At 66.3% G+C, this 14,708-nt stretch carries 16 protein-coding genes; all 16 read right to left on the bottom strand.

Annotated features, from left to right (window positions below; translation table 11 throughout):
- Positions 1–6: 6 nt before the first annotated feature.
- On the bottom strand, positions 7–282 hold the full coding sequence (gene rpsQ, locus AC3EO4_RS03630; protein WP_379570568.1) for a 30S ribosomal protein S17: 276 nt from the start codon (positions 280–282) through the stop codon (positions 7–9).
- Positions 275–511 carry a 50S ribosomal protein L29 gene (rpmC, locus tag AC3EO4_RS03625; protein WP_379570566.1) on the bottom strand — a complete coding sequence of 79 codons (237 nt, stop codon included), beginning with the start codon at positions 509–511 and terminating at the stop codon, positions 275–277. The genes rpsQ and rpmC overlap by 8 nt, the downstream gene beginning before the upstream one ends.
- The gene (gene rplP / locus AC3EO4_RS03620; protein WP_379570564.1) at positions 511–930 is read right to left on the bottom strand and encodes a 50S ribosomal protein L16; all 420 of its coding nucleotides are present in this window, start codon (positions 928–930) and stop codon (positions 511–513) included. Before rplP ends, rpmC begins: the two co-directional genes overlap by 1 nt.
- Before the next feature lie 2 nt (positions 931–932).
- Positions 933–1,778, bottom strand: a complete 846-nt coding sequence (gene rpsC, locus AC3EO4_RS03615; protein WP_379570562.1) for a 30S ribosomal protein S3 — start codon at positions 1,776–1,778, stop codon at positions 933–935.
- Complete coding sequence (gene rplV, locus AC3EO4_RS03610) at positions 1,778–2,131, bottom strand: 50S ribosomal protein L22 (protein WP_192779597.1); 354 nt, start codon at positions 2,129–2,131, stop codon at positions 1,778–1,780. Before rplV ends, rpsC begins: the two co-directional genes overlap by 1 nt.
- Before the next feature lie 31 nt (positions 2,132–2,162).
- On the bottom strand, positions 2,163–2,441 hold the full coding sequence (rpsS, locus tag AC3EO4_RS03605) for a 30S ribosomal protein S19 (protein ID WP_179819692.1): 279 nt from the start codon (positions 2,439–2,441) through the stop codon (positions 2,163–2,165).
- A gap of 11 nt (positions 2,442–2,452) precedes the next feature.
- Entirely contained in the window at positions 2,453–3,289 is an 837-nt protein-coding gene (gene rplB, locus AC3EO4_RS03600; RefSeq protein WP_379570559.1) for a 50S ribosomal protein L2, read from the bottom strand.
- Positions 3,290–3,483: 194 nt separating this feature from the next.
- The gene (rplW, locus tag AC3EO4_RS03595) at positions 3,484–3,786 is read right to left on the bottom strand and encodes a 50S ribosomal protein L23 (protein WP_379570557.1); all 303 of its coding nucleotides are present in this window, start codon (positions 3,784–3,786) and stop codon (positions 3,484–3,486) included.
- Positions 3,786–4,433 carry a 50S ribosomal protein L4 gene (gene rplD, locus AC3EO4_RS03590; protein ID WP_379570555.1) on the bottom strand — a complete coding sequence of 216 codons (648 nt, stop codon included), beginning with the start codon at positions 4,431–4,433 and terminating at the stop codon, positions 3,786–3,788. The genes rplW and rplD overlap by 1 nt, the downstream gene beginning before the upstream one ends.
- Entirely contained in the window at positions 4,430–5,083 is a 654-nt protein-coding gene (rplC, locus tag AC3EO4_RS03585; protein ID WP_354906485.1) for a 50S ribosomal protein L3, read from the bottom strand. The genes rplD and rplC overlap by 4 nt, the downstream gene beginning before the upstream one ends.
- Before the next feature lie 14 nt (positions 5,084–5,097).
- A complete protein-coding gene (gene rpsJ / locus AC3EO4_RS03580) occupies positions 5,098–5,406 on the bottom strand; it encodes a 30S ribosomal protein S10 (RefSeq protein WP_012887830.1) in 309 nt (102 codons plus the stop codon).
- 258 nt (positions 5,407–5,664) lie between these two features.
- Positions 5,665–6,858 carry an elongation factor Tu gene (gene tuf / locus AC3EO4_RS03575; protein WP_379570553.1) on the bottom strand — a complete coding sequence of 398 codons (1,194 nt, stop codon included), beginning with the start codon at positions 6,856–6,858 and terminating at the stop codon, positions 5,665–5,667.
- A gap of 279 nt (positions 6,859–7,137) precedes the next feature.
- The gene (gene fusA, locus AC3EO4_RS03570; RefSeq protein ID WP_379571497.1) at positions 7,138–9,186 is read right to left on the bottom strand and encodes an elongation factor G; all 2,049 of its coding nucleotides are present in this window, start codon (positions 9,184–9,186) and stop codon (positions 7,138–7,140) included.
- Between the two features lie 87 nt (positions 9,187–9,273).
- Positions 9,274–9,744, bottom strand: a complete 471-nt coding sequence (gene rpsG / locus AC3EO4_RS03565) for a 30S ribosomal protein S7 (protein WP_358143269.1) — start codon at positions 9,742–9,744, stop codon at positions 9,274–9,276.
- A 2-nt stretch (positions 9,745–9,746) separates the two neighbouring features.
- On the bottom strand, positions 9,747–10,118 hold the full coding sequence (rpsL, locus tag AC3EO4_RS03560) for a 30S ribosomal protein S12 (RefSeq protein WP_354906488.1): 372 nt from the start codon (positions 10,116–10,118) through the stop codon (positions 9,747–9,749).
- Between the two features lie 651 nt (positions 10,119–10,769).
- Complete coding sequence (locus AC3EO4_RS03555; RefSeq protein ID WP_379570550.1) at positions 10,770–14,648, bottom strand: DNA-directed RNA polymerase subunit beta'; 3,879 nt, start codon at positions 14,646–14,648, stop codon at positions 10,770–10,772.
- Positions 14,649–14,708 lie beyond the last annotated feature (60 nt).

Raw genomic sequence — 14,708 nt, 5'->3', positions numbered from 1 at the left:
AAGACCTTACTTGGCCTTCTCAAGCACCTCGACGACACGCCAGCGCTTGGTGGCGGACAGCGGCCTGGTCTCCATGAGGAGAACGCGGTCGCCGACGCCGCAGCTGTTGGCCTCGTCGTGCGCCTTGTACTTGGTCGTACGGCGGATGACCTTGCCGTACAGCGGGTGCTTCACGCGGTCCTCGACGGCGACGACGACGGTCTTGTCCATCTTGTCGCTGACGACCAGGCCCTCACGGGTCTTGCGGTAGTTCCGCGCGCTCTTCTCGGTTGCCTCAGACATCGCTCGTCTCCTTCTCGACCGTGACGATTCCGAGCTCGCGCTCGCGCATCACGGTGTAGATACGGGCGATCTCGCGGCGGACGGCGCGCAGCCGCCCGTGGCTCTCCAGCTGACCGGTCGCCGACTGGAAGCGGAGGTTGAACAGCTCCTCCTTCGCCTCCTTCAGCTTCTGAACCAGGGTGTCCTGGTCCTCGAGCCGCAGCTCTCCGGCGGTCAGGCCCTTAGCCATCACGCCTCACCCACTTCACGCTTAACAATCTTGCACTTCATCGGAAGCTTGTGGATCGCACGCGTCAGCGCCTCGCGAGCCACGGGCTCGGCGACACCGGACAGCTCGAACATCACGCGACCAGGCTTGACGTTCGCGATCCACCACTCCGGCGAACCCTTACCGGAACCCATGCGGGTCTCGGCGGGCTTCTTGGTGAGCGGACGGTCGGGGTAGATGTTGATCCACACCTTGCCGCCACGGCGGATGTGACGGGTCATGGCGATACGAGCCGACTCGATCTGGCGGTTGGTCACGTAGGAGTGCTCAATCGCCTGAATGCCGAACTCGCCGAACACGACCCTGGTGCCGCCCTTGGCGGCTCCGCTGCGGTCGGGCCGGTGCTGCTTGCGGTGCTTGACCCTGCGCGGGATCAGCATGGTCAGCTCCCTTCAGCACCCGGCTGCGCAGCCGGGCCGGTCTCGGGGGCAGCCTGCGAGGCCGCCTCAGTCCTGGGGGCACGGTCTCCACGGCCGCCACCGCGGCGAGCGCCACCGGCGCCACCACCACGACGGGGACGGTCGCCGCCACCGCGACGGTCGTCGCGGTCACGACGCTGGCCGGCGCGAGCGCCGGCGGCAGCCGCCTCACGCTCGGCGCGGCTCGTCGGAGCCTCACCCTTGTAGATCCACACCTTCACGCCGATACGGCCGAAGGTGGTACGGGCCTCGTAGAAGCCGTAGTCGATGTCCGCGCGCAGCGTGTGCAGCGGCACACGACCCTCGCGGTAGAACTCCGACCTCGACATCTCGGCGCCGCCCAGACGACCGGAGCAGGCGACCCTGATGCCCTTGGCGCCGCTCTTCATGGCCGACTGCATCGCCTTGCGCATGGCGCGGCGGAAGGAGACACGGCTGGAGAGCTGCTCGGCCACGCCCTGCGCGACGAGCTGGGCGTCGATCTCGGGGTTCTTGACCTCGAGGATGTTCAGCTGGACCTGCTTCTTGGTCAGCTTCTCGAGGTCGCCACGGATACGGTCCGCCTCGGCGCCGCGGCGACCGATGACGATGCCGGGACGCGCGGTGTGGATGTCGACCTGGACGCGGTCGGTCGTACGCTCGATCTCGACCTTGGAGATGCCGGCCCGCTCCATGCCCTTCTGCAGCATGCGACGGATCGCCACGTCCTCAGCGACGTACGACTTGTACAGCTTGTCGGCGTACCACCGGCTCTTGAAGTCGGTCGTGATGCCGAGGCGGAACCCGTGCGGGTTAACCTTCTGGCCCACTATCGGGTCCTTCCCTTCGGCTCGCGGGACTCCACGATCACGGTGATGTGGCTCGTCCGCTTGTTGATCCGATAGGCGCGACCCTGGGCACGCGGACGGAACCGCTTCAGCGTCGGGCCCTCGTCGACCCACGCGCGGCTCACGACGAGCGTCTGCGGGTCGAGCTTGAAGTTGTGCTCAGCGTTCGCCATCGCGCTCGAGAGCACCTTGTAAATCGGCTCGCTAGCCGCCTGGCTGGCGAACTGCAGCACGGCCTGCGCCTCCGAAGCGGGCAGCCCGCGAATAAGGTCCACCACGCGGCGGGCCTTCTGGGGCGTGACACGGACGAACCGCGCCTGAGCCCTGGCTTCCATCGCTTACTCCTCTGATGCTTCTGAAAGGCGCTTACCGCCGGCTGCGGCGGTCTTCCTTGACGTGGCTGCGGAAGGTCCGCGTGGGCGCGAACTCACCGAGCTTGTGACCGATCATCGACTCGGTGACGAACACCGGGACGTGCTTGCGGCCGTCGTGAACGGCGATCGTGTGACCGAGCATGTCGGGAACGATCATGGAACGCCGCGACCACGTCTTGATGACGTTCTTGGTGCCCTTCTCGTTCTGGGAGTCCACCTTCTTCTGAAGGTGGTCGTCCACGAAGGGACCCTTCTTAAGGCTACGTGGCATTTCGGCTGCTCCTACCGCTTCTTCCTCTTGGACCGACGGCGGATGATCAGCCTGTCGCTGGCCTTGTTCGCCTGACGGGTACGGCCCTCGGGCTTGCCCTTGGGGTTGACCGGGTGGCGACCACCGGAGGTCTTACCCTCACCACCACCGTGCGGGTGGTCGACGGGGTTCATCGCCACACCACGGACGGTCGGGCGCTTGCCCTTCCACCGCATACGGCCGGCCTTACCCCAGTTGATGTTGGCCTGCTCGGCGTTGCCGACCTGGCCGACCGTCGCGCGGCAGCGCACGTCGACCATGCGCATTTCGCCGGAAGGCATACGCAGCGTGGCGTACTGGCCCTCCTTGGCGAGCAGCTGGATCTGCGCGCCGGCGGAACGGCCGAGCTTGGCGCCGCCGCCCGGACGGAGCTCCACCGCGTGGATGAAGGTACCGGTCGGGATGTTGCGCAGCGGCAGGCAGTTGCCAGGCTTGATGTCGGCCGAGGGGCCGTTCTCGATCCTGTCGCCCTGCTTGAGGCCGGTCGGCGCGATGATGTAGCGCTTCTCGCCGTCGGCGTAGTGCAGCAGCGCGATGTTGGCGGTGCGGTTGGGGTCGTACTCGATGTGAGCGACCTTCGCCGGAATGCCATCCTTGTCGTGCCTGCGGAAGTCGATGATCCGGTAGGCGCGCTTGTGTCCACCACCCTGGTGGCGAGCGGTGACCCGGCCGTGGACGTTACGGCCACCCTTGCTGTGAAGGGGAGCAAGCAGCGACTTCTCCGGCGTGCTGCGGGTGATCTCGGAGAAGTCCGAGACACTCGAGCCGCGGCGACCCGGAGTCGTCGGCTTGTACTTACGGATGCCCATCTTTTTCGTTCATCCTTCGTCGGTTACATGGGTGAGCCCGCCGTGCTTTCGCACGGCGGTCTCATCCCCCGCGGGCCGTACGGCCCGCGCTTACTTACTAATGAGAAACGTGCGATGTGGGCCGCCATCGCCTGCCTGTGCGAGCACCGACCAGTTCCGGCGGCCTGACGAGCATGTTTCTTGTTAGTTGTCGGCTAGCCGATCTGACCGAAGATGTCGATCCTGTCGCCCTCGGCCAAGCTCACGATCGCGCGCTTGGTGTCGGGACGCTTGCCGAAGCCGGCGCGGGTGCGCTTGCGCTTGCCCTGCCGGTTGATGGTGTTCACGCTGGTGACCTTGACCCCGAAGATCTGCTCAACCGCGATCTTGACCTGGGTCTTGTTCGCGGTCGTCTTCACCAGGAACGTGTACTTGTTGTTCTCATCGATCAGGCCGTAGCTCTTCTCGGAGACGACCGGCTTGATGATGATGTCGCGCGGGTCGGCGATCTTCTGCATCAGGCCTCTTCCTTCCCGCTCTTGCTCAGGCGAGCCACGACCTGGTCGTAGGCCTCCTGCGTGAAGACCACGTCGTCGTGCACGAGCACGTCGTAGGTGTTCAGCTGACCGGCGTCCAGCAGGTGGACCTCCGGCGCGTTGCGCAGGCTCAGCCAGGTGAGCTCGTCGGTCTCGTCGACCACGACCAGGACGGTCTTGGCCTCGGTGATCTTGCGCAGGGCCTCGAGGGCCGCCTTGGTCTTCGGCGTCTCGCCGGTGACCAGGCCGCTGACCACGTGCACGCGACCGCCGGTCGCCCTGTCGGAGAGGGCGCCACGCAGCGCGGCCGCCTTCATCTTCTTGGGCGTCTTCTGGGAGTAGTCACGCGGGAGCGGACCGTGGACGGTGCCACCGCCGGTGAACTGCGGCGCGCGGGTCGAACCCTGACGGGCGCGACCGGTGCCCTTCTGGCGGTAAGGCTTCTTACCGCCACCGCTGACCTCACCACGGGTCTTGGCCTTGTGCGTGCCCTGCCGGCGAGCGGCGAGCTGGGCCACGACGACCTGGTGGATCAGCGGAACGTTGACCTTGGCGCCGAAGATGTCTTCGGGCAGGTCGACGGAGCCGGTCTTCGCGCCGCTGGCGTCGAGGACGTCAATGCTGGTCACTTGGCAGCCCCCTTCTTTGCAGCGGTGCGGACGAGGACCAGGCTGCCGTTGGCGCCGGGGATCGCACCCTTGATCAGGATGAGGCCCTTCTCGGCGTCCACGGCGTGAACCTTGAGGCTCTGCACGGTGGTGCGGACGTTACCCATCCGACCGGCCATGCGGAGACCCTTGAAAACGCGGCCCGGGGTGGCGCAGCCACCGATGGAACCCGGCGAACGGTGCTTGCGCTGCGTACCGTGCGAAGCACCCAGACCACCGAAGCCGTGCCGCTTCATGACACCGGCGAAGCCCTTGCCCTTGCTCTTGCCCGTCACGTCGACGAACTGGCCGGCCTCGAAGGTGTCGGCCAGCAGCTCCTGGCCGAGGGTGTAGTCGCTCGCGTCGTCGGTGCGGATCTCCGCAAAGTAACGGCGCGGGGTGATGTCGTGCTTACGCAGGTAGTCGCCGAGCGGCTTGTTGACCTTCCGGGGGTCGACCTGCCCGAAGCCGAGCTGGATGGCGGAGTAGCCGTCCTTGTCGGCGGTGCGGACCCTGGTCACCACGCACGGACCGGCCTCGACCACGGTCACCGGAACCATCCGGTTGTCCGCGTCGAAGACCTGGGTCATGCCGAGCTTCTTGCCCAGGACGCCCTTGATCGTCTTAGCCATGTCAGTGCGTTCCCTCAGAGCTTGATCGAAATGTCGACGCCGGCGGGGAGGTCGAGTCGCATGAGCGAGTCGACCGTCTTCGGCGTCGGGTCGATGATGTCAATCAGCCGCTTGTGCGTGCGCATCTCGAAGTGCTCGCGGCTGTCCTTGTACTTGTGCGGCGAGCGGATGACGCAGTACACGTTCTTCTCGGTCGGCAGCGGCACCGGGCCCGCGACCTTCGCGCCAGTCCGCGTCACCGTCTCGACGATCTTCTTGGCCGAGCTGTCGATGACCTCGTGGTCATAGGCCTTAAGCCGGATGCGGATCTTCTGTCCCGCCATAGTGGCCTCGGTGTCCTTCGCTGTCGTCTGAAAAAGTATCGTGCGGCCTGTTGCCGCTATTGGTACGGGCGGAGACCGCCCGCTGACCCCACGTAGCAGACGTAATCGATCTGCGACTTTCTTCCGTGATCCGGCAGTTACTTCGGTCACGTTGCCGAAGCCACTGCGAGATCACGGTGGTGCGTGGAGCCGGTGGTGCTCAGTTCGCGGATCGGCGGTCGGCCCCTTCCCGGGCCGACCGCCGCCCCAGCGGTCGTGCTACTTGAGGATCTTCGTCACGCGACCGGCGCCGACGGTGCGGCCGCCCTCACGGATCGCGAACTTCAGACCGTCCTCCATGGCGATGGGCTGGATCAGCTCAACGCGCATCTCGGTGTTGTCGCCCGGCATGACCATCTCGGTGCCCTCGGGGAGGTTCACCACACCGGTCACGTCCGTCGTACGGAAGTAGAACTGCGGGCGGTAGTTGTTGAAGAACGGCGTGTGGCGGCCGCCCTCGTCCTTGCTCAGGATGTAGACCTGGGCCTCGAACTCGGTGTGCGGGGTGGTCGTGCCCGGCTTGATGATGCACTGGCCGCGCTCGACGTCCTCACGCTTGATGCCACGCAGGAGCAGACCGACGTTGTCACCGGCCTGGCCCTCGTCGAGCAGCTTGCGGAACATCTCGACGCCGGTGACCGTGGTGGTGGTCTTCTCCGTACGGATGCCGATGATGTCGACCGTCTCGTTGACCTTGACGACACCGCGCTCGATACGGCCGGTGACGACGGTGCCACGACCGGTGATCGAGAAGACGTCCTCGATCGGCATCAGGAACGGCTTGTCGGTGTCACGCTGCGGCTCGGGGACGTTCTCGTCGACAGCGGTCATCAGCTCGATGATGCTGTCGCCCCACTTCTGGTCGCCCTCGAGGGCCTTCAGAGCGGAGACGCGAACGACGGGCAGGTCGTCGCCGGGGAACTCCTGAGCGGACAGGAGCTCACGAACCTCGAGCTCGACGAGCTCCAGGATCTCCTCGTCGTCGACCATGTCGGCCTTGTTGAGGGCCACGACGATGTAGGGGACGCCGACCTGGCGGGCCAGGAGGACGTGCTCCTTCGTCTGCGGCATCGGGCCGTCAGTGGCGGCGACCACGAGGATCGCGCCGTCCATCTGAGCGGCACCGGTGATCATGTTCTTCACGTAGTCGGCGTGACCGGGGCAGTCCACGTGAGCGTAGTGGCGCTTCTCGGTCTGGTACTCGACGTGCGCGATGGAGATCGTGATACCACGAGCCTTCTCCTCGGGCGCCTTGTCGATCTTGTCGAACGGGGTCGCCTCGTTAAGCTCGGGGTAACGCTCGTGGAGCACCTTGGTGATCGCCGCGGTCAGAGTGGTCTTGCCGTGGTCGATGTGCCCAATGGTGCCGATGTTCACGTGCGGCTTAGTCCGCTCGAACTTGGCCTTAGCCACTGGTTCTCTCCTTAGAGAATCTGACTGACTTACTTCACACTCGGGCCCGGGGTTTAGCCCGGCCCCTGGGCGGTGGGCGGCTCGTCACCGCTCCACCAGGGCCACCGGGGTGTCCCGGACCTCTCCAGCGGCAGGACCGCGGGCGAGTCTCCGGGCGCATCGCCCCGGCTCTCCGGCAGAGGGAACAAGCCCTCTGCCGTCGGACGCCGGGGACTTACTCGCCCCGGGCCCCTTTGGCAGATGAGCGATCTTCGCCCTCCTGCCATCGGGACTCGGGAGTTATTCGCCCCGGGCCTTCGCGACGATCTCCTTGGCGATGCCCGGAGGCACTTCCGCGTAGGAGTCGAACTGCATGCTGTAGCTCGCCCGGCCCTGTGTACGGCTGCGCAGGTCACCCACGTAGCCGAACATCTCGGACAGCGGAACGAGCGCGGCGATGACACGGGCGCCAGCGCGCTCGTCCATCGACTGGATCTGCCCGCGGCGACCGTTGAGGTCACCGATGACGTCACCCATGTAGTCCTCGGGCGTGGTGACCTCAACGGCCATCATCGGCTCGAGGAGCACGGCGTCGGCCTTGCGAGCGGCCTCCTTGAAGGCCATCGAGCCGGCGATCTTGAAGGCCATTTCGGAGGAGTCGACGTCGTGCGCCGCACCGTCGGTCAGCGTCACCTTCACGCCCACCATCGGGTAGCCGGCCAGCACGCCGAACTCGGCCGCCTCCTGGGCGCCCGCGTCGACCGAGGGGATGTACTCCCTCGGGACACGACCACCCGAGACCTTGTTCTGGAACTCGTAGCCGTCGTTGCCGTCGCCCAGCGGCTCCAGGTCGATGATGACCCGCGCGAACTGACCGGAACCACCGGTCTGCTTCTTGTGGGTGTAGTCGACCTTCTCCACCTTGCGGCGGATGGTCTCGCGGTAGGCGACCTGCGGGCGGCCGACGTTGGCCTCGACCTTGAACTCGCGACGCATACGGTCGACGAGGATCTCGAGGTGAAGCTCGCCCATGCCCCAGATGACCGTCTGACCGGTCTCCTCGTCACGGCGGACCTGGAAGGACGGGTCCTCCTCGGCCAGACGCTGGATGGCGGTGCCGAGCTTCTCCTGGTCGCCCTTGGTCTTGGGCTCGATCGCGACGTTGATGACCGGGGCCGGGAACGTCATCGACTCGAGCACGACCTGGTTGGCCGAGTCGGAGAGCGTGTCACCCGTGGTGGTGTCCTTCAGACCCATCACGGCGACGATCTGACCAGCGTGCGCGGACGGGCGCTCCTCGCGCTTGTTCGCGTGCATCTGGTAGATCTTGCCGATCCGCTCCTTCTTGCCCTTCACCGAGTTGATGACACCGGTGCCGGTCTCGAGCGTGCCCGAGTAGATGCGGATGTAGGTCAGACGACCCAGGTGCTGGTCGCTCATGATCTTGAAGGCGAGCGCGGAGAAAGGCTCCGAGACGTCCGCGTGACGCTCGACGACCTCGTCCTCGTTGTTGACCGCGTGGCCCTTGAAGGCCGGGATGTCGGTCGGGGCGGGGAGGTAGGCCACGATCGCGTCGAGCAGGGGCTGAACGCCCTTGTTCTTGAACGCGGTGCCGGTCAGGACCGGGTTGATGGCGCTGGACAGCGTGGCGCGGCGGATGGCCGCGACCAGCTGCTCCTCGGTGGGCTCGTTGCCCTCGAGGAAGAGCTCCATCAGCTCGTCGTCGTTCTCGGCGACGGTCTCGACCAGCTTCTCGCGCCACTCACGAGCAGCGTCGGCGTACTCGGCCGGGATGTCGACGGTGTCGTACATCTCGCCCTTGGCAGCCTCTTCGCTCCAGAGCAGACCCTTCATCTTCACCAGGTCGATGACGCCCTTGAAACCGGACTCGACGCCCCAGGGAAGCTGGATGACAGCCGGGGTCGCGCCCAGGCGGCTGATCATCATGTCGACGCAGCGGTGGAACTCCGCGCCGACGCGGTCCATCTTGTTCACGAAGCAGATGCGCGGCACGCCATAGCGGTCAGCCTGGCGCCACACCGTCTCCGACTGCGGCTCGACACCGGCGACACCGTCGAACACGGCGACGGCACCGTCGAGGACGCGGAGCGAGCGCTCCACCTCGATGGTGAAGTCGACGTGACCAGGAGTGTCGATGATGTTGATGGTGTGGTCGAGCCACTCACAGGTCGTCGCGGCAGACGTGATCGTGATGCCGCGCTCCTGCTCCTGCTCCATCCAGTCCATCGTGGCAGCGCCCTCGTGGACTTCACCGATCTTGTAGTTGATGCCGGTGTAGAACAGGATGCGCTCGGTCGTGGTGGTCTTGCCCGCGTCGATGTGGGCCATGATCCCGATATTGCGGATCTTGGCCAGGTCAAGAGCGGTCGTGGTGGCCACTTCTCTCGCGTCCTCGTCGTCTCGTCGAACCCGCTGTTACCAGCGGTAGTGGGCGAAGGCCTTGTTGGACTCGGCCATCTTGTGGGTGTCCTCGCGCTTCTTGACACTCGCCCCGAGGCCGTTGCTGGCGTCCAGGAGCTCGTTCATGAGGCGCTCGGTCATGGTCTTCTCGCGGCGGGCGCGGGAGTACTGCACCAGCCACCGCAGGGCCAGGGTGGTGCTGCGCGCGGCGCGCACCTCGACCGGCACCTGGTAGGTCGCGCCACCGACACGGCGGCTGCGGACCTCGAGAGTGGGCTTGACGTTGTCGAGGGCGCGCTTCAGCGTGACGACGGGGTCGTTGCCCGTCTTGTCCTTGCAGCCCTCGAGGGCCCCGTAGACGATCGACTGCGCGATGGAGCGCTTGCCGTCCAGGAGGACCTTGTTGATCAGAGCGGTCACCAGCGGCGAGCTGTAAACCGGGTCAGCCATGAGCTGACGACGGCCAGGAGAACCCTTGCGAGGCATGGTTACTTCTCCTTCTTCGTGCCGTAGCGGCTGCGGGCCTGCTTGCGGTTACGGACGCCCTGGGTGTCGAGCGAGCCACGGATGATCTTGTAGCGAACACCCGGCAGGTCCTTCACACGACCGCCACGCACGAGCACGATGGAGTGCTCCTGCAGGTTGTGACCCACACCGGGGATGTAGGCCGTGACCTCGATGCCGTTGGTGAGCCGAACACGGGCCACCTTGCGCAGTGCCGAGTTGGGCTTCTTGGGAGTCGTGGTGTAGACGCGCTGGCAAGTGCCGCGGCGCTGCGGGCTCCCCTTGAGGGCAGGAGTCTTGGTCTTGGTGACCTTGTCCTGCCGGCCCTTGCGGACCAACTGCTGAATAGTGGGCACTGCCACTCCGTTCGTGCCTTGGCCGGTGATACGTCAGGTTGAGCGTTTCGCAGGTGCTGCCGGTGTCATGACCTGCTAGTTTTCCCCTCCCGCCGACCCACGCGGTCGGGCGTGTCGCGCTCTACCGAGCCACGAGCCCCTGCGCAGTCGCACGCCGGAGAGGGACCATGCCGCGCCGCCTGTCGGAGCGCATGCATGAGGGCCCGTGAACACACGGGCACGAAGGGCAAGACTACCCAGCCCAGCGCAGCACGTCAAAACGACTGCGACCCGGTCACTGTTGATGCGACCGTACATTCGTGCCGTGGTCCTATCAGACCCTCGTCTAGCTTACCCGCATCCCCCGAGTTCTCCGGCCCTTCTGCGCCACACGTTTTCCCCTTCTGTACGGCAAGCCCACGTCGTGGCCTTCCGTTTCGGCGGCCGGCCACGCGCGCTCGGTGACGCGTATCCCTGGACGGAGCCCGGCCACGCGCCTCGGGTGGGGCGTGGCGGGGCGTGCCGTACGGACCGGACAGCGGATCAGCCGCCGGTGACATCTTCGGGAACGTTCACGGCGCAGGTGACGCTTGCGGAAACTGTCGGGAAAAGCGGGAGCGCCCCGCGTCCTGTCGTGAGACAGGACGCGGGGCGCTCCGACGAGCTGATCGCCTACCGGTTGTACTGACCGAAGTCGTACTCCTCCAGCGGCACGGCCTCGCCGCTGCCGGTGCCGAAGGTGTAGTCCGCGGCCGAGCCGTCGTACCCGCCGACGGTGTACATCGCGGCCTTGGCCTCCTCGGTCGGCTCGACCCTGATGTTGCGGTACTGGGGCATGCCCGTACCGGCCGGGATGAGCTTACCGATGATGACGTTCTCCTTCAGGCCCAGGAGCGAGTCGGACTTGGCGTGGATCGCCGCGTCCGTCAGGACCCTGGTCGTCTCCTGGAAGGAGGCCGCCGACAGCCACGACTCGGTGGCGAGCGAGGCCTTCGTGATGCCCATGAGGACCGGACGGCCGGAGGCGGGGCTGCCACCCTCGGCGACGGTCTCGCGGTTCATCTGCTCGAAGCGCGGACGCTCGACGAGCTCACCGGGCAGCAGGTCGGTCTCGCCGGACTCGAGCACGTTGACGCGCTTGAGCATCTGCCGAACGATGATCTCGATGTGCTTGTCGTGGATCGACACACCCTGCGAGCGGTAGACCTGCTGGACCTCGGCCACCAGGTGCAGCTGCACCGCACGCGGGCCGAGGATGCGCAGCACCTCGTTCGGGTTGACCGCACCGGCGATGAGCTGGGTGCCCACCGACACGTGCTGGCCGTCCTGCACGAGCAGGCGCGAACGCATCGACACCGGGTAGGCGACCTCCTCCGACCCGTCGTCGGGGACGATCACGATCTTGCGGGTCTTGTCGGTCTCGTCGATGCGGACCCTGCCCTCGGCCTCGGAGATCGGGGCGACACCCTTGGGGATGCGGGCCTCGAACAGCTCCTGGACACGGGGCAGACCGTGGGTGATGTCGGCGCCCGCCACACCACCGGTGTGGAAGGTACGCATCGTCAGCTGGGTGCCGGGCTCACCGATCGACTGGGCGGCGATGATGCCGACCGCCTCGCCGACGTCGACGAGCTTGCCGGTGGCCAGCGAGCGGCCGTAGCAGGTCGCGCAGACACCGATCTTGGCCTCGCACACCAGCGCGCTGCGGGTGCGGACCGTCTCGATGCCGGCCTCGACCAGCGCCGTGACGTGGTTGTCGTTGATGTCGACACCCGCCGAGGCGATGACCTTGCCGTCGACCTCGACGTCCTCGGCCAGGATGCGGCCGTGGACGTTGGACTCGGCGTTCTCCGCCTTGACCAGGTTGCCGGCCGAGTCGCGCTCACCGACGTGCAGCGGGACCGCGCGGTCGGTGCCGCAGTCGATCTCGCGCACGATGACGTCCTGCGCGACGTCCACCAGACGACGGGTCAGGTAACCCGAGTCGGCGGTACGCAGGGCGGTGTCGGCCAGACCCTTCCGCTGACCGTGGGTGGAGATGAAGTACTCCAGAACCGACAGGCCCTCACGGAAGGAGGCCTTGATCGGCCGGGGGATCGTCTCACCCTTGGTGTTGGACACCAGGCCACGGATACCGGCGATCTGACGCACCTGCATCTTGTTACCGCGGGCGCCGGAGTTGACCATCATCCAGACCGGGTTCGTCGCGGGGAAGGCGTTGACCATGTCGGTCTCGACGTCCGCCGTGGCGTGGGTCCAGATCTCGATGAGCTCCTGACGGCGCTCCTCGTCGGTGATCAGACCGCGCTCGTACTCACGCTGGACCTTGTCGGCCCTGCGCTCGTAGTTCTCCATGATCTCGGCCTTGTTGGGCGGCGCGACGACGTCGTCGATGGAGATCGTGACGCCGGAGCGGGTCGCCCAGCGGAAGCCCGCGTCCTTGAGCGCGTCGAGCGAGTTGGCGACTTCGACCTTGGGGTAGGTCTCGGCCAGCTCGTTGACGATCGCGGACAGCTGCTTCTTGCCGACCTGGAAGTTGACGAACGGGTAGTTCGCCGGGAGCGTCTGGTTGAACAGGCACCGGCCGAAGGTCGTCTCCAGGCGGATGGTGTCGCCCGGCTCCCAGCCCTCGGGAGCGGCCCAGCCGCGCGGCGGCTGGACGTCGCCGGCGAGCCGGATCTGGATCTTCGCCTGGATCTCCAGCTCGCTGCGGTCGAAGGCCATCTGCGCCTCGGCCACCGAGCCGAAGACCCTGCCTTCGCCCTGCGCGCCTTCCTTCTGCGTGGTCAGCCAGTAGAGGCCGATGACCATGTCCTGGGTGGGCATCGTCACGGGCTTGCCGTCGGCCGGCTTGAGGATGTTGTTGGTCGAGAGCATCAGGATGCGAGCCTCGGCCTGGGCCTCAGCCGACAGCGGCAGGTGCACGGCCATCTGGTCGCCGTCGAAGTCCGCGTTGAACGCGGTGCAGACGAGCGGGTGGATCTGGATGGCCTTGCCCTCGACCAGCTGCGGCTCGAACGCCTGGATACCCAGACGGTGGAGCGTGGGCGCACGGTTGAGCAGCACCGGGTGCTCGGTGATGACCTCTTCGAGCACGTCCCACACCACGGGGCGGGCGCGCTCGACCATGCGCTTCGCCGACTTGATGTTCTGGGCGTGGTTGAGATCGACCAGTCGCTTCATCACGAACGGCTTGAACAGCTCCAGCGCCATCTGCTTGGGCAGACCGCACTGGTGCAGCTTGAGCTGCGGGCCGACGACGATGACCGAACGGCCGGAGTAGTCGACTCGCTTGCCCAGCAGGTTCTGGCGGAAGCGGCCCTGCTTGCCCTTCAGCATGTCGCTGAGGGACTTCAGCGGACGGTTGCCGGGGCCCGTGACGGGGCGACCGCGGCGGCCGTTGTCGAACAGCGCGTCGACGGCCTCCTGGAGCATCCGCTTCTCGTTGTTCACGATGATCTCGGGCGCGCCGAGGTCGAGAAGTCGCTTGAGGCGGTTGTTCCTGTTGATCACACGACGGTAGAGGTCGTTGAGGTCGGAGGTCGCGAACCTGCCACCGTCGAGCTGCACCATCGGGCGCAGGTCCGGCGGGATGACAGGGATGCAGTCGAGGACCATGCCGCGCGGCGAGTTGGTCGTGTTGAGGAACGCCGACACGACCTTGAGCCGCTTGAGGGCACGGGCCTTCTTCTGGCCCTTGCCGCTGCGGATGGTCTCGCGCAGGTTCTCGGCCTCGGCGTCGAGGTCGAAGCTGATCAGGCGCTCCTGGATCGCCTGCGCGCCCATGCCGCCCTTGAAGTAGCGGCCGAAGCGGTCGCGCATCTCGCGGTAGAGCATCTCGTCGCCCTCGAGGTCCTGGACCTTGAGGTTCTTGAAGCGGCTCCACACCTCGTCGAGACGGTCCAGCTCGCGCTGGGCCCTGTCGCGAAGCTGACGCATCTCGCGCTCGGCACCCTCGCGGACCTTACGACGCTGGTCACCCTTGGCACCGGCGGCCTCGAGCTCGGCCAGGTCGCCCTCGAGCTTCTTCTGCCTGGCCTCGATGTCGGCGTCACGGCGCTGCTCGATGTGCTGCCGCTCGACGGAGATCTTCGCCTCCAGCGACGGCAGGTCACGGTCACGCAGTTCGGTCTCGACATGCGTGATCATGTAGGCCGCGAAGTAGATGACCTTCTCCAGGTCCTTCGGGGCCAGGTCGAGCAGGTAGCCGAGGCGCGAGGGAACGCCCTTGAAGTACCAGATGTGAGTGACAGGCGCGGCCAGCTCGATGTGGCCCATCCGCTCACGACGCACCTTGGCGCGAGTGACCTCGACGCCGCAGCGCTCACAGATGATGCCCTTGAAGCGGACGCGCTTGTACTTACCGCAGTAGCACTCCCAGTCGCGGGTCGGGCCGAAGATCTTCTCGCAGAAGAGTCCGTCCTTTTCCGGCTTGAGAGTCCGGTAGTTGATGGTCTCGGGCTTCTTCACCTCGCCGTGCGACCACTGGCGGATGTCGTCGGCCGTGGCAAGGCCGATCCGGAGCTCGTCGAAGAAGTTGACGTCCAGCATGTGCTATCTCCCCCTCAGACTTCTTCCACGCTGCTCGGCTCGCGCCGCGACAGATCGATA

Source organism: Nonomuraea sp. bgisy101 (genome assembly GCF_057708945.1).
The sequence above is the reverse complement of the archived record's forward strand: the minus strand, read 5'-3'. Positions and strand labels throughout refer to the sequence as shown.